Origin of the sequence: Aquitalea sp. (assembly GCF_030150775.1) — a bacterium.
GTDB lineage: Bacteria > Pseudomonadota > Gammaproteobacteria > Burkholderiales > Chromobacteriaceae > Aquitalea > Aquitalea denitrificans.
Window position 1 is genome coordinate 176,005 of sequence record NZ_JASLFG010000049.1, and the last position, 20,034, is coordinate 196,038.

Genomic DNA, 20,034 nt, shown 5'->3' on the forward strand with positions numbered 1-20,034 from the left:
GCGTATTCCGCTGTTGTTGGTTGTGCTGCCGGCTGCTGCCGCAGCCTTGTCCAAAACCGGTATCAGTTGCTGCAGCCGCCTGGCTTCAGCCCTGACGACTACCGGCAAAGATTTTCAGATAATCCATCAGCAGGGCCTCCAGTTGCAAACGCGTATTCAGCGTGTGCTGACCAAAGGGAGCCAGCTGCTGCAAAGCATCCTGACAGCGCATCAAAGCCACGGTGTCGCAACGCTGTACCAGCGCCTGCAACACCGCCTGCTTGTCTGGATGATAGCGGACAATCCCTGCCAGACTCAAACCAGCCAGATCATGCAGCCATTTCATCAGCCAGCCCAGCGGAATGGCCAGAGGCAGCTTCTGCTTGTCCACCAGCTCGGCCAGACTGAGGATGCTGGCAAAAGTGGGCTGAGCAAGGCCATCAATAAACTGGCTGCGCAGCTTGGCCAGAGCCGGGTCGTGATCAAACAGCGGCGCGCCGCCGTTGTGAGCCAGCTCGGCTTCGGCATCGGTAACGCCCTGCTGGCGCAACCAGTCCAGCGCCTGTGCCTGACTGGGCGCAGACAGGGGAAACTGACGACAGCGGCTACGAATGGTGGGCAACAGGCGCTGTGCAGCCTGTGCCACCAGCAGGAACAGCACATCCTGCGGCGGCTCTTCCAGAATCTTGAGCAAGGCATTGGCTGCCGCCGGGTTCAGGTTTTCCGCCGGCTCCACCACGATGATGCGCCGCCCGGCACGGTGGGCGGTGAGGTGAGCAAATTCGATGACCTCGCGCACGGCTTCAATCTTGATCAGGGGCAGCTTGCGTCCGGGCTTGGCTTCCTTGCCCTCTTCTTCTTCGTCGGTCAGCGGCGACAGGCGGCGGAAGTCTGGATGGGTGCCATGCTCGAACCAGCGGCAGGCCTCGCATTGGCCGCAGGGCTGATGGTCGACCGCCAGCTTCTCGCACAGCAGCGACTGGGCCAGGTGCAGGGCGAATTCCAGCTTGCCGGTGCCGGCCGGGCCGATGAACAGCCAGGCGTTGGGCAGGCGGGTGCGTTCGGCATTCAGGCGCTGCCAGTCCTGCTGCTGCCAGGGAAACAGCATTAGCGTTGCTCCAGCAAGGCGGCCAGATGGCCGGCAATGTCCTGTTGCAACTGGGCAATGCTACGGGTGGCATCCAGAATGCGAAAGCGGGAATCAGCAGCGGCACGCTGCAAGTAGGCATCACGCACGCGTTGGTGAAAGTCGGCCTTTTCCTGCTCGAAACGGTCGAGCTGGCGGCTGCCGCTCATGCGCTGGCTGGCCACATCCAGCGGTACATCGAACAGCAGGGTCAGATCGGGCTGCAAACCTTGCTGCACCCAGTTTTCCAGCACGGCAATGCGCTCGGTCGGCACACCGCGGCCACCACCCTGAAAGGCAAAGGTCGAGTCGGTAAAGCGGTCTGACACCACCCAGCATCCGGCTTGCAGTGCAGGCCGGATCACACTGGACACCAATTGTTGGCGCGAGGCGAACATCAGCAGGGTTTCGGCATCCAGCGACACTTCGGTGTCCACTGCCAGCAGCAAGGCGCGGATTTGCTCGCCCAGCGGGGTGCCACCCGGTTCGCGGGTAAATTCGGCGGCAATGCCATGCTCGGCCAGCCAGTCGCGGATAAAGCCCAGATGGGTGCTTTTACCGGCACCATCAATGCCTTCCAGCGTGATGAAGCAGCCAGTCTGACTAGTCATTGGAGCCTTTCTTCAGAATGTATTTGCGCACCGCCTGATTATGTTCATCCAGGGTGGCAGAGAAGTAAGAACTGCCATCCCCCTTGGCCACGAAGTACAGTGCCGTGGAATTGGCCGGATTGGCCGCGGCTTCCAGGGCGGCCTTGCCGGGCATGGCGATGGGGGTGGGTGTCAGGCCGTTGCGGGTATAGGTATTGTAGGGCGTGTCGCGGCGCAAGTCGGCCTTGCTGATATTGCCGTGATAGGCGCTGCCCATGCCGTAGATGACCGACGGATCGGTCTGCAGGCGCATGCCCTTGTGCAGCCGGTTGACAAACACCGCGGCCACCAGGGGCCGGTCGGCATCCAGCGAGGTTTCCTTTTCCACCAGGCTGGCCATGATCAGCAATTCATAGGGCGTATGGTATGGCAGGTCGGCCTTGCGTGCCGCCCAGGCGGCATCCAGCTTTTGCTGCATGGTGCCATAGGCGCGGCGGTACAGTTCCAGATCGCTGCTGCCGGGGGTGAACAGATAGGTGCTGGGGAAGAACAGCCCCTCGGCCGCTACGCCATCCAGCCCCAGTTGCTGCAGCAACTGGGCATCGCTCAAGCCGCGCGCATCATGGGTGATGTCCGGGTTGCGGTCGATGGCCTGGCGAAACTGGTGGAAATTCCAGCCTTCAATCAGCGTAAGGCTGGCCTCATCCGGGTGGCCGTCAGCCAGCCGCTGCAGGATGTCCCACATCGAGGCGCTATCGCTGAACTGGTAAAGACCAGCCTTGATCTTGCGGTCCATGCCCAGCATGCGCCCTAGCCACATCATGATGTTGCGGTTACGGATTACCCCTTCCTCGGACAGGCCGCGCGCCACCTGACCCAGCGTGCGATTGGGGCCGATGGTGAGCTTGTAAGGCGTTTGTGGCAGATCAACCGGAATGACCACCACCCAGGCCAACCAGCCCATGGCGACAAGAATGGCCAGCAATAACAGGCGAGACAGAGTTTTCATGCAATGCAGCAACAAGAGATGAAGTATGGACAGCCCGCAGGCTGTAAAAGCGGAATGATACCAGCAAGCCCGGCTTCCATCCTGCAACAAAGACAATTAATGCCATTTGGATCAAGGTGAACTAGGATAAGGGCATTGCAGCCCAAGCCCGTAAGTCCGGTAACTGGAGGCTCGCCGTAGACCTGCACCCCGGATGCCTGCCTGCGGCCATGACTTGCTGACAAGCCTTGTAACAATCCGTGATGGATAAACAGGACAAATCCATATATGTTACGGTGCACAAGCAGTGCAATACCTGCCTGCCAACCGGGAATGTTTCCCATCCAACCTTGAGGAACCTGCAATGCGCAAATTCGTGATGATGGCACTGTTGACCCTGGCCACTGCCAATGTCGCTCTGGCTGCAGACGCCAGCTGTGATGCCAAGGCCACCGAGAAGAAACTGGCTGGTGCCGCCAAGGCCAGCTTCCTGAAGAAATGTGAAAAGGACAGCAAGGCTGCCGCACCGCAAGCCATGTGCGAAGGCAAGGCTGCCGACAAGAAACTGGCTGGCGCTGCCAAGAACAGCTTTGTGAAGAAGTGCGTGAAAGACGCAGCTTCCGCCGCCAAATAAGCACCCCGGCGGGCCATCCCGGCCCGCCCCCGCCCCCTCCTCACTCTCCCAACTTGCTGCCAGTGACAAGCTGCGTCAAAATACATCGGATGATTGGATGAATAGAGACAGACATGACTGCACTGCACCAGGCCCGGCGCTCACTGGTTGACCTTGCGCTGGAAGACATCGGCCAACGGCTGGCAGCCGGGCAATGGCCGGTAGGCAGCCGCATTCCCACCGAGCCGGAGCTAGCCAGCCTGCTGGGCATCAGCCGCAACACCGTGCGCGAAGCCATTCGGGTTCTGTTGTACGCCGGCTTGCTGGAGGTTCGTCAGGGTGACGGCACCTATGTACGTGCCATGACCAGCCCGGCCGATGCCCTGCGCGCTATCAGCCGTGCCAGCCTGCGCGAGCAGCTGGAAGTACGTGCCATGCTGGAGGAAAGCACAGCCCGACTGGCGGCATTGCGTGCCGATACCCACGGACTGGCACGGATAGAAGATGCGCTGGCCATACGCGGCGAACAAAGCCAGTATGCGCAAGCAGACGATTTCATCGCCCGCGATCTGGATTTCCACCTGTCCATTGCCGATGCCTGCGGTAATGCGGCACTGGCCGAGCTGTATCGCTATTTCTCCCGCGTGGTGCAGGACAGCATCCAGCGTTCCATTCACGACGAAGCGCTGCCGGACCCGGATCTGCCCTCACACCAGGCCATCGTTGCTGCCATCCAGGCTGGTGATGCCGATGCAGCCGGTGCAGCCGCTGCTGCTGTCACCCGGCCCTTGCTGCAGATTCTGGACCGCCTGCTCCCCCCATCTCCAGCTGAATACAACCGGCCACCGCCAGGCAGCAGTAGCAATAGAGAATAAGCATGTCACCCACACCACAACATATTGCAGACAAACTGGCAGAAGAACTGTTGATCGACGCCGAAATCGATGATGACGGCGTCCAGTACCACTCCCCAGCACCTCAATCACGCTGGCTGCTGGCACTGGGCATGGTTCTGATCGGCATCAATCTGCGCCCCGCCCTCTCCAGCCTGGCTCCGGTGTTGGGGCAGGTAAAGGCTGAAATCGGCCTGTCCGCCACCATGGCCGGCTTGCTCACCACCTTGCCGGTACTATGCCTGGGTCTGTTCGGTGCACTGTCTCCGCACCTGGCCCGCCGCTTCGGCAGCGAGCGCAGCATCGCCGGCGTACTGTTGCTGCTGGCCTGCGGCATTGCCTTGCGCAGCCAACTGGGACTGACCGGCCTGGTGATGGGATCGCTACTGTCCGGTGCCGCCATCGGCATCATCGGCGTGCTGCTGCCGGGCATCGTCAAACGTGACTTCTCAGCTCAGGCCGGCCTGATGACCGGGGTCTACACCATGGCACTATGCCTGGGTGCCGCACTGGCAGCCGGCGCCACCGTGCCGCTGGATCAGCTGTTTGGCCAGCGCTGGCAGCCGGCACTTGCGTTCTGGGCCATTCCGGCACTGCTGGCACTGGCGGTATGGTGGCCACAGCTGTCCTCACACCAGCAACAACATGCGGGGCACTGGCAGGTACGTGGTCTGTGGCGCGATGCCCTGGCATGGCAGGTAACGGTCTACATGGGTTTGCAGTCATCGCTGTCCTACATTGTGTTCGGCTGGATGCCATCCATCCTGATCGAACGCGGACTGACACCGCTGCAGGCCGGACTGATGATGTCCTTGTCCATCATGACGCAGGTGATTGCGTCCTTAGGGGTTCCGCTGTTGGCACATCGTGGTGCCGACCAGCGCCTGCCGATTGCCTGCGTAATGGTCCTGACCCTGGCCGGGCTGCTGGGGATGCTGTACGCCCCCATCAACCAGCTGTGGCTGTGGGCGGTATTACTGGGGATTGGCCAGGGTGGCGCGTTCAGCCTGGCGCTCAGCCTGCTGGTGCTGCGCGCACCGGATGCCCACGTTGCCGCTCATCTGTCCGGCATGGCACAAGGCGTAGGCTATACCGTGGCAGCTTGCGGTCCGCTGGCTGCCGGCATCATTCACGATGTCGCCGGACGCTGGGCACCGGTGGGCTGGCTGTTTGGTGGCATTGTCGCGACTGCGCTGGCCGCAGGACTGCTGGCCGGCCGCAAACTGCTGGTCAGCGCGCGCGCCGAACGACTGGGCTGATTTTTTGCATCCTCGCGGACGCCATCAGGCATGCGGGTGTACCACTACACCATAGCGCTGCCACAGCTCGGCCAGGCTGTGCCGGCTGAGCGGCAAGGGGTGGTCTGCCAACTGCAGGCTGTGCGGCAGGCGTGAAACATCCCCGTCCCAGCCGGGCAGACCGGCCGCAGCAATGCCGGTCAGATCGCGGTCGTCCACCACCGCCAGCTCGCCGGCAATTTCGATGAACAGCTGCCCGTCGTCGGTCATGAAGGCCGCCCGCGCCTGCACATCATCATCGCAGGGCAAGGTCTGCCAGCGGCCTTCGGTAAACCGGGCGATCAGCGGCGCGGCATCCAGATTGACAAACACCTTTTGCGGGCCGTTCTGGACATAGTAGCGGCCCTGGGCATCGCGGCTGTAATTGCGGTTGAAGAAGGCCGCCATGCCTTCATGCGTCAGGCGTTCTTCGCGTATCCACCACTGCCCGCGCGCATCCAGCCGCAACCAGCCGAATACCGCCGGCACATTGGGCCATTTGGCCATTGCCGCCAACACCTGGGAATCCATTTCCTGCACTCCTTGCAAGCGGGTCTACCCGCCTTGTTATTTCTTGCGGCTTTGTACCGCCCTACCATCAGACTGCACGCAATACCGCCAGTGGCGAGCTGCGCGTCACCTTGCCGATCAACGGCCAGCCAGCCAGCATCACCACCAGCATGCCGCAGCCCATGCCCAGCGGCAGTAGCCAGCCATTCATTACCCACGGCAGGTTGAACAGTTTGCTGGCCGCGATACCACCCACACCCATGGCACCCAGCGCAGCCAGCAGGCCGGTAAAACCACCCAGCCAAGCCAGTTCGGCCAGCACCACACTGCGTACCTGCGCATCCGAGGCACCCAGCGCACGCATCAGGGCGATATCAAACAGGCGTTCGTCCCGTGTGGCGGCCAGGGCAGCCCACAACACCAGCACACCAGCCGCCAGTGCAAGTACGAACATGGCTTCGATGCCGCGAGTCAGCTTGTCCACCATGGTGCGCACTTCGTTCAGAATAGCGCTGACATCAATGATGGTGATATTGGGGAAGGCCGCAACCAGCCGGTTGGCAAAATCCTCCTGCGCTGCATCCAGCCGGAAACTGCTGATCCAGCTGGCTGGCTGCTGCTGCAACAGGGATGGCGGTGCCAGCACAAAGAAGTTGACCCGGAAGCTGTCCCAGGCCACCGCGCGCAGGCTGCTCACCCTGGCACGGTAAGTAGTGCCGCCGATATCAAATGCCAGCGTATCTCCCATGCGGATACCCAGCGTTCTGGCCAGCCCCTGCTCGACCGAAAACTGTGGCCGGGCCTTATCCTGCCACCATTGCCCCGCCACCAGCCGGTTGCCCTCCGGCAGGCTGTCGCGCCAGGACAGATTGAATTCACGCTCGGCCAGCCGCCGCGCCTGCTCATCCGGCAATGCAGATGGCCGTACCGGTTTGTCATTAATGGCCACCAGCCGACCACGGATCATCGGTGCCAGCTGCGGTGCTGGCAGGCCAGCATCAACAAAGCGCTGCTGCAAAGCCAAGCGCTGGTTTTGCTGAATGTTGATGACAAACTTATTGGGTGCATCTGCCGGAATGCTCTGCTGCCAGGCTAAAATCAGGTCGTCACGCACCAGGGTGAGGGTGAGCAAGGCCATGATGCCCACTGCCAGCGCCACAATCTGCACGATGGCCAGCCACGGTCTGCGCGCCAGATTGGCCACGCCATAGCGCCAGCCGATCTGCCGCCCGGCCGGCAAGTGCCGCAACAACCACAGCATGCCCCAGGCCAGCAACGCCACGCCGGCAAAGAAGGCCGCCATCCCCCCCAGCAACCAGGCGGCCAGGGTCAGATCGTCCATCTGCCATGCTGCCAGCAGCAGCAAGACCAGTACGGCCAGCAGAGGCGCAGCCAGATTGCTGCGCAACAAGGGCAGGTCATTACGCAGCACCGCCAGCGGAGACACATTGCGTATTGCCAGCAGCGGGGGCAACGCCAGGCCGGTCAGCAGCAGTAATGAAGCAGCCGGCCCCAGTAACCAGCTTTGCCAGCCCGGGTCCGGCAGTACTTCGCCAACAAAACGGCTGCTCAGTTGCATCAGTCCCAATTGCACCGCATAACCGGCCAACGCGCCCAGCCCACCGCTTAGCAGACCCAGCAGCAGGAACAGGCAGACAAACAGGCCCAGCACCTCGGAGGAGGTCAGCCCCATGCAGCGCAACACCGCCACCGGCTGCCAGTGCCGGGCCAGATAGCGCCTTACTGCCAGCGCCACCGCCGCCGCAGACAGAGCCACAGTCAACATGGCAGTGAGGCCGAGAAAGCGCCGCGCACGTTCCAGTGCAGTACGGATTTCCGGGCGTGCTTCTTCTACGTTTTCCAACCGGCTGCCAGCGGGTAGGTGCTGACTCAGCCACTGGCGGAAGTCGCTGATCTGGCGGTCGTCCCCGGCCAGCATCAGTCGCCAGCGCGCACGGCTACCCTCCTGGATCAGTCCGGTGGCCGGCAGGTCCGTACTATTGAACATCAGCCGTGGCACAAAATTGTACAAATCCATGGCTCCATCAGGCTCGCGCAGGATTTCACCGCTCAGCCGCAAGGCTGTATTGCCGACCGTGATGTTGTCACCCAGCTTCAGCCCCAGCTTGCGCAGCAGCCTGGCATCGGCCCATACCGTGCCAGTGGCAGGATGCAGGCTGCCGGTTTGCGCCTGTCCACTCTCTCCGCGCACGGTCATTTCCCCACGCAGCGGGTAGCTGTTGCTCACCGCCTTGTAGGTGGCTAGCGTGGCCTGCCCTTGGGCAAACACCATGGACGGGAAGCTGATGTTGTCCGCCAGCCGGAGGCCACGGCGCTGCGCTTCCTGACGGATGATGGCCGGTGCCGGCTGGTTGCCGTTAAGCACCAGATCGGCTGCCAGCAACTGGGTGGCCTGGGTGGTGAGCGCCCGCGCCACCCGGTCAGAAAAGAAGCTGACGCTGGTGAGTGCCGTCACCGCTACCAAGAGGGCGAGTGCCAGAATGCTCAACTCGCCGGATACGATTTCGCGACGTACAAAGCGTGCTGCCAGCAGCAGTCGGCTCCACCAGCTCATGCGCGCGCCCCGTTCAGTTGGCCGTCCACCAGCCGGTAGATGGCATCGCAGCGGCTGGCCAGTTCGTTATCGTGGGTTACCAGCACCAGCGAGGTATGCTGTTCGCTATTGAGCTGGAACAGCAGATCGATGATCTGCCGGCCAGTGGCGGCATCAAGATTGCCGGTGGGCTCATCGGCAAACAGGATGCCGGGGTGAATGGCAAAGGCACGCGCCAGCGCCACTCTTTGCTGCTCGCCGCCGGACAGATGCCTGGGATAGTGACGCAGGCGATGCGCCAGGCCAACATGACCCAGCATCTGGCTGGCGGTATCGCGGGCGTCCTTGCGCCCAGCCAGCTCCAGCGGCAGCATGACGTTTTCCAGCGCAGTCAGTTGTGGCATGAGCTGGAAATTCTGGAATACGAACCCCACCTTGTCCCTGCGCAGCAGCGCGCGGCCATCTTCGCTCAAACCGGCCAGCGACTGGCCAAACAGGGCGACCTCGCCGTGCGTTGGCTGATCCAGCCCGGCCAACAGGGATAGCAGGGTAGACTTGCCCGAACCGGAAGCCCCGACAATGGCCACGCTTTCGCCCGGCTGCACGCTCAGGCTGGCCGTCTGCAGGATATCCAGTGGAGCCCCGTTAAATACCACCTGTTTGGCCAGATCCCGCGCCGACAGCACTGCCTTGTTCTCGATTGGAGTCATATGTCTTCTGCAATGGTAAAGCTGGTTTGCACCCTGTTTGCTGCCTGGCTGGCCCTGCCGGCCGGGGCTGCCACCATCCTGGTGATGGGCGACAGCCTGTCTGCCGGTTACGGCCTGCAGACAGGCCAAGGCTGGGTCAGCCTGTTACAACAGGATCTGGAGCCAAAGCACCGGATTATCAATGCCAGCATCTCCGGTGAAACCAGTGACGGTGGCCTGGCACGGCTGCCTGATGCACTCCGCCGTCACAAACCGGACATCGTAGTGCTGGAGCTGGGTGCCAATGATGGCTTGCGCGGCCTGCCACTTGCCGGCATGGAGCGCAATCTGCAGCAGATGATCGCACTGTCGCGCAAGGCCTCGGCCCGGGTGGTGCTGGTAGGCATGGCCTTGCCCAGCAACTATGGCCCGCAATACACCGCCGAGTTCCGCGCGGTGTACGACCGCATAGCCAAGCGCAACCAACTGGCCTACGTGCCGTTGCTGGTTGCCGGGTTTGCCACCGACATCAGCAAGTTCCAGCCTGACGGGCTACACCCTGTAGCCAGCGTACAAGCTACCATGATGCGCACGGTGAAGGCCAAGCTGCCATTGAAATAATATTCAGGATGAATGAGAAAAGCGTTTGAGCGGCACATCAACCAGATCACTGGCAAGGCAAATCCGGTTGCGGCCACGATGTTTGGCGGCATAAAGCGCCAGGTCGGCCTGTTGCAGGCAATGATTGACCTGCTCGCCAGGCTGGCAGGCAACCACCCCGGCCGAGATGGTTTGCTGCCATGAGGCCGGCAACGCTTCCCAGCGTGACACGGCCAGTTGCTGACGAATGCCATCCAGGCAGGAGGCCAATTCGGCTTCCTGCATGGCAGGGGCCAGCACCACGAATTCTTCTCCGCCATAGCGGAACATCTGCAAGCCATCCGGCAGCAATTGGCTGACCTTCTGCACCAGTTGCTCCAGCACCGCATCGCCAGCCTGATGGCCGAAGGTATCATTGACCTGCTTGAAATGGTCCAGGTCCAGAATGGATAGGGACCAGCTGCTGCCGCTGGCAATGCTGTCGGCGGCGTACTTGTCCAGTTGCCTGCGCAGCGCCCGCTGGTTGAAACAGCCGGTGAGCGCATCGCACTCCAGCAATCGCTCCCCTTCGGCAACAGCCAGCTGCAGCGCCTGCCGGTTCTCTTCCAGGCTAACCCGCTGCATGGTGGCCTGTACGTGCATTTCCACCAACTTGTCCATCATGTTCTGATTGGCATGTTTGAGCTGCACGGTGTCAAACAATGTCTGCTGGAAACCACGTACAAAGCGCCATTGCGATAACAGATAGATGCTCACACCCAAGAGGGCCAGCAGCTCCAGCCTTTTCCCGCCATTGAGGAGGGAAAATACCGGAAACGCCCAGAACGCGGCAAAAAACAGCACGTGAATGTCGCGGCAGGCTGCCATCATGATGCACAGCAACGCAAAAATGCCGGCTACCCACAGCAGCAACAGCATCTGGTAGGCCGGATCAGGCTGTACCGGAGCCATGAACCAGATACAACCACCCCACAACAGACTGCTGGCCAGCAGGCAATCCCGCACCGCCGGGTAGTACTGATAGACACTAAGCGGATGGGTGTCATGCTGACGACATTGCCGGATAACCAGGATCAGCCGCCACTCCACCAGCCAGAACAGGCCCATCCAGCACAGCATGCGCCATAGCGATGCCTCACCGTAGGCAATCCAGGCCAGCAGTGGGGTGCTGCATACCGCCGGGGCGATGGAAGCATGGGCAGCATCCACGAAGTAGCGCGTAAGGTCGGCCTCTTCACGCCAATGCGGGTTTTGCTGCTGCAGATAGGCCAGCCGCTTCATGCATGCCCCCTTGCAGCAGCTTCGGCTGCGGCCTCGGTCATCACCTGATTACGACCAGCCCGTTTGGCGGCATACAGCAAGGTGTCCGCCCGCTTGATAAGCTGCGGCACATCCAGCCCATTTTTCCAGGCCACCAACCCTATTGATACGGTTACCACACGCATTCCAATCAGTGCCGACCAGTCATGCTGCTGTACCAGATTGCGAATGTGCTCCAGCCGCAGCAAGGCCGCATCCTGAGTCATCCCCTCCAGCAGCAGCATGAATTCCTCGCCACCGTAGCGCCCCAGACTATCGTTGCCGCGCAGTTCGCCCCCTACCAGCCGGCTGGTCTGGCGCAAGACTTCGTCACCAGCCAGATGACCAAAGCCGTCATTGATGGATTTGAAGTGATCCAAATCCAGCATGGCCAGGCAGAATGGCTGACCAGCAACCGCCTGGGCAACCAACTGGTCCGCCCGCGTCATCACCGCACGCCGGCTCAGCACACCGGTAAGCGGATCATGCGCCACCAGCGCTTCTACACGCGCCAGCGCCTCGTCCAGTTGACGACTTTGCTCCTCCAGCTGCTGGTTGTATTCATCCAGCTTGTGCTGCTGCTCGGTCATGTCCAGCAGCAGGCGGTTGTTTTCTTCCCGGACCGCATAGCTTTCCCGCAGATAGCGGTGCAAGGGCCAGGTCATCGTCACCAGCACGGCAGTAAACAGCAGCACCGACATTCCGGCCAGCCGCAATACCGGAATTCCGGTCCCCCATAGCTTGGTTTGCACAATCAGCAGCATCAGGCCCAGCACCAGCACCGGCAGTAACTTTACCCCGGTCAGATAGGCCGCGTAGGCAGAGGCGACACCTGCCAGCCACAGCAACACCACGATCAGATAAAGCGGGTCATTGTCAGGCACCAGCCACCAGACGGCGCTGCCCCACCAGGCAGCGGCCAGAATGGTAGCCAGGACGAACAGGCGAAAATGCGGCAGGGATACTCCCTGTCCTGCACCGGCGATGCGTAATAACCGAGAGGTAAAGACAAAGTAGAGACACTGCCAGGCAAACAGACCGCCCCACCAGCAAGCGATGTTGCCCCAGGGAGAGTGCAAACTCATCGCCAGCGCCAGCAATGCACCGCCAACCATGGAATACGGCTGGGCGGCGCGAAAGCGCTCCATGATGTGCAGCCTTACTGCGGTCTCTTCTCCGGCGGAAGAAAGGCTCAAATTGCCCCCCGATGTCTGGTCTGGTCTGGTCTTTACTCATGTATAGCAGACGCCATGAAAAACCCCGCGTAAAGCGGGGTTGCAGCATGACTTTTTCGTCGACAGGAGCGACGTGGAAGCTATTACAGCTGGGCTGCGTTTTCCGCCAGGTAGGAAGCAACGCCTTCGGCGCTGGGCTTCATGCCCTTCTTGCCCTTGTTCCAGCCTGCCGGGCAGACTTCACCGTGTTCTTCGGTGAACTGCAGTGCGTCAACCATGCGGATCATTTCGTCCACATTGCGGCCCAGCGGCAGGTTGTTTACCACCTGATGCTGTACCACACCAGCCTTGTCGATCAGGAAGGAACCACGGAAGGCCACGCCACCGTCGGCTTCCACATCAAAGGCCTTGCACAGTTCGTGCTGGATGTCGGCGACCAGAGTGTAGCCAACCTGGCCGATACCACCCTTTTCTACCGGGGTATTGCGCCATGCGGCATGGGTGAACTGGCTGTCGATGGACACGCCGATCACTTCTACATTGCGGGCCTTGAATTCAGCCAGACGGTGATCAAAAGCGATCAGCTCGGACGGGCAAACAAAAGTGAAATCCAGCGGGTAGAAGAACACGACGGCGTATTTGCCGGCGGTAGCTTCCTGGAAGGAGTAGTTGTCAACAATCTGACCATCGCCCAGAACGGCGGAGAAGGTTTTTTCACCAGCGAAGAACGGTGCTTGCTTACCAACGAGTACGGCCATGCGGATCTCCTTGAGTTTCTTGATGTGACAGCGTTTCCGGTATCGGGCGATGCGAAAACGCTGCGGAATGCGGGGGCTTTATAAAACAGCCCGCCCATCACCGGCCAATTGTAAATCCATATCGTGTCGATAAAGTTTCGCAATAGCCGGTTCGCCCTGCTGGCGATCTTTATCAGATGCGGGCAGCAGGCCTTGGTTTCAAGCTGCCCTGCCCTTGCTCCGGCGGTGCACGGTCAGGATTTTTCCTGCAGGCGGTGACTGGCGCTGGCATCCAGTTCCAGGCCATATACCTCTTTGAGCTGGCGGATGCGCGCCAGTGATTCTTCGCCAAAGGCCACCTTGCCATCAAAGGCATGCAACACAATGCCTTCCAGCAGATCACCCAGGGTAATGTCGTGATACTCCGCCATGGCCTTGAGTACCTTGAGCAGGCGCTTTTCGATTTTCACCCCGGTCTGGGTGCGCTCAACCACAATGGTTTTGTTTTCTGTCTGCTGTGTCATGTTGCTCTCCGTGAATTGAGAACAATAATATACAAATACATATGTACATGTATAACTTTTAGATCAAAAAAAACGGACACCCAGGTGTCCGTTCTTGTGTGCTGCCATTGCCATCAGGCTCAGGCAGCCGGTTCGGCTTTCTGGCGCAGACGCAGGTTCAGTTCGCGCAGCTGCTTGTCGTCCACCGCATTCGGGGCGTTGGTCAGCAGACACTGGGCGCGCTGGGTCTTGGGGAAGGCAATCACGTCGCGGATGGATTCGGCACCGGCCATCAGGGTAACCAGACGGTCCAGACCAAAGGCCAGGCCACCATGCGGCGGCGCGCCGAACTTCAGGTTGTCCAGCAGGAAGCCGAACTTGTTCTGCTGCTCTTCCGGAGTGATCTTCAGCGCAGCGAATACCTTTTCCTGTACGTCGGCACGGTGGATACGCACGGAACCACCACCGATTTCCCAGCCGTTCAGCACCATATCGTAGGCACGTGCCAGGCAAGCACCCGGATCGGTGTCCATCAGGTCTTCGTGGCCCGGTTTCGGGCTGGTGAACGGATGGTGGCAGGCAGTCCAGCGGTCGGCTTCTTCGTCGTGTTCGAACATCGGGAAGTCCACCACCCACAGCGGACGCCATTCGCGCACGAAGTAACCGTCCTTCTCGCCACGCTCGTGACCAATCTTGATACGCAGCGCGCCAATAGCTTCGTTCACCACCTTGGCCTTGTCGGCACCAAAGAAGATGATGTCGCCGTTGTCAGCACCGGTGCGCGCCATGATTTCTTCCAGCGCGGCCACGGACAGGAACTTGACGATGGGCGACTGCAGGCCGCTGGTTTCGTCGTTGGTGATCTTGCTCTTGTCGTTGACCTTGATATAGGCCAGACCCTTGGCACCGTAGATGCCAACAAACTGGGTGTACTCGTCGATTTCCTTACGGGAAATGGCGGCACCACCCGGTACGCGCAGGGCAACCACGCGGCCATTGGCCATGTCGGCTGCGCCACGGAAGACCTTGAATTCCTCGGTCTTCATCAGGTCGGTCAGTTCGGTGAACTTGAGCGATACGCGCAGGTCCGGCTTGTCCGAGCCATACAGGAACATGGCGTCGTTGTAAGTCATGCGCGGGAACTTGCCCAGCTCGACATTCATCACGTCGCGGAAGATTTCCTGCGCCATGTTTTCGGTGATGTCCATGATCTCGTCTTCGTTCAGGAACGAAGTTTCGATATCGATCTGGGTGAATTCAGGCTGACGGTCGGCACGCAGGTCTTCGTCGCGGAAGCACTTGGTGATCTGGTAGTAGCGGTCGAAGCCGGCCACCATCAACAGCTGCTTGAACAGCTGCGGCGATTGCGGCAGGGCAAAGAATTCGCCCGGATGCACGCGGGACGGCACCAGGTAGTCACGCGCACCTTCCGGGGTGGAGCGGGTCAGCATCGGGGTTTCGATGTCGATGAAGCCTTGCTTGTCCAGGTGATTGCGCACACCCATGGCTACGCGGTAGCGCAGGCGCAGGTTCTTTTGCATCGGTGCGCGGCGCAGGTCGATCACGCGGTTGAGCAGGCGCACGTTCTCCGAGATGTTCTCGTCGTCAATCTGGAAGGGCGGGGTGGCAGCGCTGTTAAGGATTTCGATTTCCTTGGCCAGGATTTCGATTTCGCCGGAAATCATCTTGCTGTTGGCGGTGCCGGCCGGACGTTCGCGCACGATGCCGGTGATAGCCAGCACGTACTCGTTACGGCTGCTGTCGGCCAGCTTGAAGGCTTCCGGGGTATCCGGATCAATCACCACCTGCACCAGGCCTTCGCGGTCGCGCAGGTCGATGAAGATCACGCCACCGTGGTCGCGGCGACGGTGAGCCCAGCCTTTTACGGTGACGGTCTGGCCGAGGTATTTCTTGTCAATAAGTCCGCAGTAATCGGTACGCATCGGGTAACCCTTGTATTGAATTCTGTATCTTTAAATCTGGATAAACGGGCGTCTGCCGGGCAAGGCCGACAAACGGCCTAAGCCTGCTGATTCTTGTCGCTGCACAGAGCGTCTGCCGCCGGCACCGGAACCACCACGCCCATGGAAATCACGTATTTCAGGGCATCGTCCACGCTCATGGCCAATTCACGTGTATCGCGCTTGGGCACCATGATGAAGTAGCCGGAAGTCGGGTTCGGCGTGGTCGGCACATAGACGCTGACGTGTTCTTCCGCGCCCATTTCCGCCACCACCTGCGGTGCCGGTGCCCCGGTCTGGAAGGCTACCGTCCAGCTGTCCTGGTGAGGCCAGCGTACCAGCAGCGCTTTCTTGAAAGCCTGGCCTGAATCCGACAACAGCGTATCGCTGACCTGCTTGACGCTGCTGTAGATGGATTTGACAAAGGGCGTGCGCGACAGCATTCCGTGCCAGAAATCCACAAGGCGCTGGCCCAGTACATTGGCAGCAAACATGCCTGTACCCAGCAGCATCAGAAAGGCAAACACCACGCCCAGGCCGGGAATGCTGAAACCGAACAGCTGCTCGGGCTGCCATTCGTGCGGCAGCAGCTTCAGCGTCTGGTCCAGCGAGCCGATGATCAGGCTCAACACCCACAGGGTAATGCCCAGCGGCAGCCAGATCAGCAGGCCGGCCACCAGATAGCCCCGTACGGTCATCTTGATTTGTGTCATGGGGGATTAAGCGCACCCGCCGCCGCAAGAGCCGTTGCCACAGCTGTGACCGCCGCCGCCGGAAGAAGCGCTGCCGTTCTTGAAGTCGGTTTCATACCAGCCGGAACCCTTAAGCTGGAAACCGGCAGCAGACAGCTGCTTGTGGTAATCGGCGCTGCCACAAGCCGGACACTGGGCGATCGGCTCATCGCTCATTTTCTGCAAATGTTCCTTGGCTGCGCCACAGGCGGTGCAGCGGTATTCGTAGATCGGCATATTCCTTGCTCCAACCACTATGTAAATGGCATAAATGGCGTATTCTTGCTACAGTGCAACATGCAATTTTGCTACGCTGCACAATAACTGCGGTGGTCTGACCTATGATGCAAATTGCGGTCAGGGCGGGCAAATGCAAGTAGCCAGCCCGCAAACTTACCATTATATCCGACTGACGCCGCAATACAAAAATGCTGTTTTTCACGCACTCGCAATATCGCGCTGCCACGATGCATCAAAGCTCATTTCCACCAGGTCGACCCAAGAGGATTTCATGGACAGCATTCGTAACATCATTAATGGCAAAAAAGGCCTGATTGTCGGCATCGCCAACGAAAACAGCATCGCCTACGGCTGCGCCAGCGTTCTGCGCGAGCTGGGAGCCGAGGTGGCCGTCACCTATCTGAACACTAAGGCGGAAAAATATGTCCGTCCGCTGGCCGAAAAACTGGACGCGCCGCTGGTGATGCCGCTGGACGTGGAGCAACCCGGCCAGATGCAACAGGTATTTGCCGACATCGAACAACACTGGGGCAAGCTGGACTTTGTCATTCATTCCATTGCCTTCTGCCCGATGGAAGACCTGCATGGCCGGGTGGTTGATTGCTCGCGTGATGGTTTCCAGCAGGCCATGCATGTGTCTTGCTACTCCTTCGTCGAGATGGCCCGTCACGCCGAACCGCTGATGAAGGATGGCGGCTCGCTGATCACCATGAGCTACTATGGTGCCGACAAAGTGGTGGAAAACTACAACATGATGGGACCGGTCAAGGCTGCACTGGAAAGCGTGTCGCGCTATATGGCCAGTGAACTGGGCCCCAAGGGCATCCGCGTGCATGCGGTATCGCCCGGCCCGCTCAAGACCCGCGCCGCCTCCGGCATCGCCCATTTCGACCAGTTGATCGACGACGCCATCGCCCGTGCGCCGCAAAACAAGCTGGTGGATATCGAAGACGTGGGCATGACCTGCGCCTTCCTGATTTCCAATGCAGCCCGCAGCCTCACCGGCCAGACCATCTATGTCGATGGCGGCCATCACATCATGGCCTGATGCCAACACGGCCAGCGGCCTGATGCCGCTGGCCCTCGTTGCCGTCCATGCCCCGGAGACCATCCATGACCCGCGATGACAAAGCATTTGACGATATCCTGCAACAAGCCACCGCGCTGGGTCCGTTGCCCATGGCCGTGGCCCATCCCTGCAGCCGCGAAGCACTGCTGGGCGCGGTAGAAGCCGCCGACCACGGCATTGCCACCCCGATACTGATCGGCCCGCGCAGCAAGCTGGTCAAGCTGGCGGAAGAACTGGACGTGGACATCAGCCGCTTCGAGCTGATCGACACCCCGCACAGCCACGCCTCCGCAGAACAGGCGGTATCACTGGTACGCGAAGGCTATGCAGACATCCTGATGAAGGGCAGCCTGCACACCGACGAATTCATGAGCGAAGTACTGGCACGCAATACCGGCATCCGCACCGACCGTCGCATCAGCCACGTTTTCATCATGAAAGTGGAAAGCTACCCGCGTTATCTGTTCATCACCGATGCCGCCATCAGCATCGAACCCGACCTGATGACCAAGCGCGACATTTGCCAAAACGCCATCGACCTAACCCATGCACTGGGCATTGCCCGCCCCAAAGTCGCCATTCTGGCCGCCGTGGAAACCATCAACCCGGCCATGCGCGCCACGCTGGATGCCGCAGCACTGTGCAAGATGGCCGAACGCGGCCAGATCAAGGGCGCAATTCTGGACGGCCCGCTGGCCTTCGACAACGCCATCTCGCATGAGGCTGCCGACACCAAGGGCATCGTATCGGAAGTGGCTGGCGACCCGGACATCCTGCTGGTGCCTGATCTGGAGTCCGGCAATATGCTGGCCAAGCAGCTCACCTATCTGGCAGCCGCCGCATCCGCCGGCATCGTGATGGGCGCGCGAGTGCCCATCGTACTGACCAGTCGCGCCGAAGACGCCACCGGTCGCCTGGCCTCGGCAGCCGTGGCCAATGTGCTGGCGCACCGCCGTCGCGGAGCCAGCCAGTGATCAAGGCGCTGATTGCCGTCAACGCCGGCTCCTCCACCCTCAAGTTCCGTGCCTATGCCATGGAGGGCGGCGCGCTGCTGATGCGTGGCCTGATTGATCATTTCGGCCAGAAACACACCAGCCTCAGCCTGCATGACACCCTGCACCAACAGCTGGAAGAACGCGAGCTGGGCGATGACAGCCGCGAGGCCGCCGTGGCAGCCATGCTCAACACCCTGGCCGATCACGGTATTGCCGTGGCCGCCGTGGTACACCGCGTGGTACATGGCGGCAGTCGCTTTCATGCCGTTACCCGGCTGGACGACAGCATCTGCCAGGCCCTGGAGGAGTTCATTCCGCTGGCACCACTACACCAGCCAGTCAGCCTGCAAGTAATCCAGGCCTTCCAGACGGTAGATGACACCTTGCCGCAGCTGGCCTGCTTTGATACCGCCTTCCATGCCAGCCAGCCAGAAGTAGCCACCCGCTTCGGCATCGCCCGCCACTGGCATGAAGAAGGTGTGCGTCGTTATGGCTTTCACGGCCTGTCCTATGCTTCCATCGGCCGTCGGCTGACCGGACTGGGACTGGCGGGCAGCAAAGTAGTGGTGTGTCATCTGGGCAGCGGCAGCAGCGCTTGCGCTATCCAGCAGGGACAAAGCGTAGCCTCCAGCATGGGATTTTCTGCCGTGGACGGGCTGATGATGGGTACACGCCCCGGCTATCTGGACCCGGAAGTGGTGCTGTACTGGATGGAGCACGAAGGCATGGGCGTAAGCGATGTGCGGCGCGAGCTGTACAAGAACTCCGGCCTGCTGGGCGTTTCCGGTGGTGTGTCGGCGGATATGCGCGAACTGCTGGCCAGCAGCCTGCCAGCAGCGCGCGAGGCAGTTGAGCTGTTCTGCTATCGCATTGTGCGCGAGATTGCCTCGCTGGCCGCCGCCATGAAAGGGCTGGACGCCATCATCTTTACCGCTGGCGTGGGCGAGCATTCTGCCGAAGTGCGTGGCCGGGTGCTGGGTCAGTTGGGCTGGCTGGGCTTTGAGGCCGACCATGCCGCCAATCTGGCGCATGCCCGGCAACTGACCAGCGCCAGCAGCCCGCATCATGCCTATGTACTAGCCACCGACGAAGAAGGCGAAATGGCCAGACAAGCATTTTCCCTGCTTGCCTAGTCGCGCAATTGCGTGGCAAAAGCACAACATCACTCGCCACGCAGACAAACAAAAAGCCCCGCAACAGCGGGGCTTTTCTGCGTATCTTTCAGCGCGAAGCTGGGATCAGGCCATGGCCTTGATCTGAGCGGACAGACGGCTCTTATGACGAGCTGCCTTGTTCTTGTGGAACACGCCCTTGTCAGCGATACGATCGATTACTTTGGTGGAAGCGTGGAACACAACCTTGGCCGCAGCCTTGTCACCACCTTCAATTGCCTTAAGCACTTTCTTTACTGCAGTACGGAACGCAGTACGCAGGCTGGCGTTGTGCGCGCGCTGCTTAAGGGCTGTGCGTGCACGCTTGCGAGCTTGTGCGCTGTTAGCCATGAA

At 60.6% G+C, this 20,034-nt stretch carries 21 protein-coding genes; 7 read left to right on the forward strand and 14 right to left on the reverse strand.

Annotated features, from left to right (window positions below):
- Positions 1-85: 85 nt before the first annotated feature.
- From QVF59_RS17270 to mltG, 3 genes are read right to left on the reverse strand one after another with little or no spacing between them, the layout of a single operon-like run.
- On the reverse strand, positions 86-1,087 hold the full coding sequence (locus QVF59_RS17270; protein WP_159875067.1) for a DNA polymerase III subunit delta': 1,002 nt from the start codon (positions 1,085-1,087) through the stop codon (positions 86-88).
- Positions 1,087-1,716, reverse strand: a complete 630-nt coding sequence (gene tmk, locus QVF59_RS17275; protein ID WP_287881439.1) for a dTMP kinase — start codon at positions 1,714-1,716, stop codon at positions 1,087-1,089. Before tmk ends, QVF59_RS17270 begins: the two co-directional genes overlap by 1 nt.
- On the reverse strand, positions 1,709-2,704 hold the full coding sequence (gene mltG / locus QVF59_RS17280; protein ID WP_287881440.1) for an endolytic transglycosylase MltG: 996 nt from the start codon (positions 2,702-2,704) through the stop codon (positions 1,709-1,711). Before mltG ends, tmk begins: the two co-directional genes overlap by 8 nt.
- A 343-nt stretch (positions 2,705-3,047) precedes the next feature.
- Between mltG and QVF59_RS17285 the strand changes: the two genes are divergently transcribed.
- The 3 genes from QVF59_RS17285 (at position 3,048) to QVF59_RS17295 (ending at position 5,448) form a co-directional block, all read left to right on the forward strand.
- Positions 3,048-3,317 (forward strand): hypothetical protein, encoded by a 270-nt coding sequence (locus tag QVF59_RS17285; protein ID WP_159875064.1) that lies wholly within the window; start codon positions 3,048-3,050, stop codon positions 3,315-3,317.
- A 113-nt stretch (positions 3,318-3,430) separates the two neighbouring features.
- Complete coding sequence (locus QVF59_RS17290) at positions 3,431-4,171, forward strand: FadR/GntR family transcriptional regulator (protein WP_287881441.1); 741 nt, start codon at positions 3,431-3,433, stop codon at positions 4,169-4,171.
- Positions 4,172-4,173: 2 nt separating this feature from the next.
- Positions 4,174-5,448 (forward strand): CynX/NimT family MFS transporter, encoded by a 1,275-nt coding sequence (locus QVF59_RS17295; protein WP_287881442.1) that lies wholly within the window; start codon positions 4,174-4,176, stop codon positions 5,446-5,448.
- Between the two features lie 24 nt (positions 5,449-5,472).
- Here QVF59_RS17295 and QVF59_RS17300 read toward each other — a convergent pair whose 3' ends face one another.
- The 3 genes from QVF59_RS17300 to QVF59_RS17310 form a co-directional block, all read right to left on the reverse strand.
- Complete coding sequence (locus QVF59_RS17300; protein ID WP_159875061.1) at positions 5,473-5,997, reverse strand: DUF2946 family protein; 525 nt, start codon at positions 5,995-5,997, stop codon at positions 5,473-5,475.
- A gap of 67 nt (positions 5,998-6,064) precedes the next feature.
- The gene (locus QVF59_RS17305) at positions 6,065-8,551 is read right to left on the reverse strand and encodes an ABC transporter permease (protein ID WP_287881443.1); all 2,487 of its coding nucleotides are present in this window, start codon (positions 8,549-8,551) and stop codon (positions 6,065-6,067) included.
- Positions 8,548-9,240 carry an ABC transporter ATP-binding protein gene (locus tag QVF59_RS17310; RefSeq protein ID WP_159875059.1) on the reverse strand — a complete coding sequence of 231 codons (693 nt, stop codon included), beginning with the start codon at positions 9,238-9,240 and terminating at the stop codon, positions 8,548-8,550. Before QVF59_RS17310 ends, QVF59_RS17305 begins: the two co-directional genes overlap by 4 nt.
- Between QVF59_RS17310 and QVF59_RS17315 the strand changes: the two genes are divergently transcribed.
- The gene (locus tag QVF59_RS17315) at positions 9,241-9,840 is read left to right on the forward strand and encodes an arylesterase (protein ID WP_159875058.1); all 600 of its coding nucleotides are present in this window, start codon (positions 9,241-9,243) and stop codon (positions 9,838-9,840) included.
- 3 nt (positions 9,841-9,843) lie between these two features.
- Here the strand turns inward: QVF59_RS17315 and QVF59_RS17320 are convergent, their stop codons facing one another.
- The 7 genes from QVF59_RS17320 to QVF59_RS17350 form a co-directional block, all read right to left on the reverse strand.
- Positions 9,844-11,100, reverse strand: a complete 1,257-nt coding sequence (locus tag QVF59_RS17320; RefSeq protein ID WP_287881444.1) for a GGDEF domain-containing protein — start codon at positions 11,098-11,100, stop codon at positions 9,844-9,846.
- Positions 11,097-12,314 (reverse strand): GGDEF domain-containing protein, encoded by a 1,218-nt coding sequence (locus tag QVF59_RS17325; protein WP_287881445.1) that lies wholly within the window; start codon positions 12,312-12,314, stop codon positions 11,097-11,099. Before QVF59_RS17325 ends, QVF59_RS17320 begins: the two co-directional genes overlap by 4 nt.
- Before the next feature lie 122 nt (positions 12,315-12,436).
- Positions 12,437-13,051: a peroxiredoxin gene (locus QVF59_RS17330; protein ID WP_287881446.1), complete on the reverse strand. Its 615-nt coding sequence runs from the start codon at positions 13,049-13,051 to the stop codon at positions 12,437-12,439.
- A gap of 233 nt (positions 13,052-13,284) precedes the next feature.
- Positions 13,285-13,554 carry a hypothetical protein gene (locus QVF59_RS17335; protein ID WP_287881447.1) on the reverse strand — a complete coding sequence of 90 codons (270 nt, stop codon included), beginning with the start codon at positions 13,552-13,554 and terminating at the stop codon, positions 13,285-13,287.
- Positions 13,555-13,673: 119 nt separating this feature from the next.
- A complete protein-coding gene (gene aspS / locus QVF59_RS17340) occupies positions 13,674-15,476 on the reverse strand; it encodes an aspartate--tRNA ligase (RefSeq protein ID WP_287881448.1) in 1,803 nt (600 codons plus the stop codon).
- A 77-nt stretch (positions 15,477-15,553) separates the two neighbouring features.
- Entirely contained in the window at positions 15,554-16,207 is a 654-nt protein-coding gene (locus QVF59_RS17345) for a DUF502 domain-containing protein (protein WP_159875052.1), read from the reverse strand.
- A 6-nt stretch (positions 16,208-16,213) separates the two neighbouring features.
- Positions 16,214-16,462, reverse strand: coding sequence for an FmdB family zinc ribbon protein (locus QVF59_RS17350; RefSeq protein WP_159875051.1), 249 nt, complete (start codon positions 16,460-16,462; stop codon positions 16,214-16,216).
- A 274-nt stretch (positions 16,463-16,736) separates the two neighbouring features.
- Between QVF59_RS17350 and fabI the strand changes: the two genes are divergently transcribed.
- From fabI to QVF59_RS17365, 3 genes are all read left to right on the forward strand, one after another.
- Positions 16,737-17,513 carry an enoyl-ACP reductase FabI gene (gene fabI / locus QVF59_RS17355; protein ID WP_159875050.1) on the forward strand — a complete coding sequence of 259 codons (777 nt, stop codon included), beginning with the start codon at positions 16,737-16,739 and terminating at the stop codon, positions 17,511-17,513.
- 65 nt (positions 17,514-17,578) lie between these two features.
- Positions 17,579-18,508 carry a phosphate acetyltransferase gene (locus tag QVF59_RS17360; protein ID WP_287881449.1) on the forward strand — a complete coding sequence of 310 codons (930 nt, stop codon included), beginning with the start codon at positions 17,579-17,581 and terminating at the stop codon, positions 18,506-18,508.
- Positions 18,505-19,662, forward strand: a complete 1,158-nt coding sequence (locus QVF59_RS17365; RefSeq protein ID WP_287881450.1) for an acetate/propionate family kinase — start codon at positions 18,505-18,507, stop codon at positions 19,660-19,662. Before QVF59_RS17360 ends, QVF59_RS17365 begins: the two co-directional genes overlap by 4 nt.
- 105 nt (positions 19,663-19,767) lie before the next feature.
- On the opposite strand, the gene rpsT is transcribed toward QVF59_RS17365, so the two are convergent.
- Complete coding sequence (gene rpsT / locus QVF59_RS17370; protein ID WP_045847229.1) at positions 19,768-20,031, reverse strand: 30S ribosomal protein S20; 264 nt, start codon at positions 20,029-20,031, stop codon at positions 19,768-19,770.
- Between the last annotated feature and the right edge of the window lie 3 nt (positions 20,032-20,034).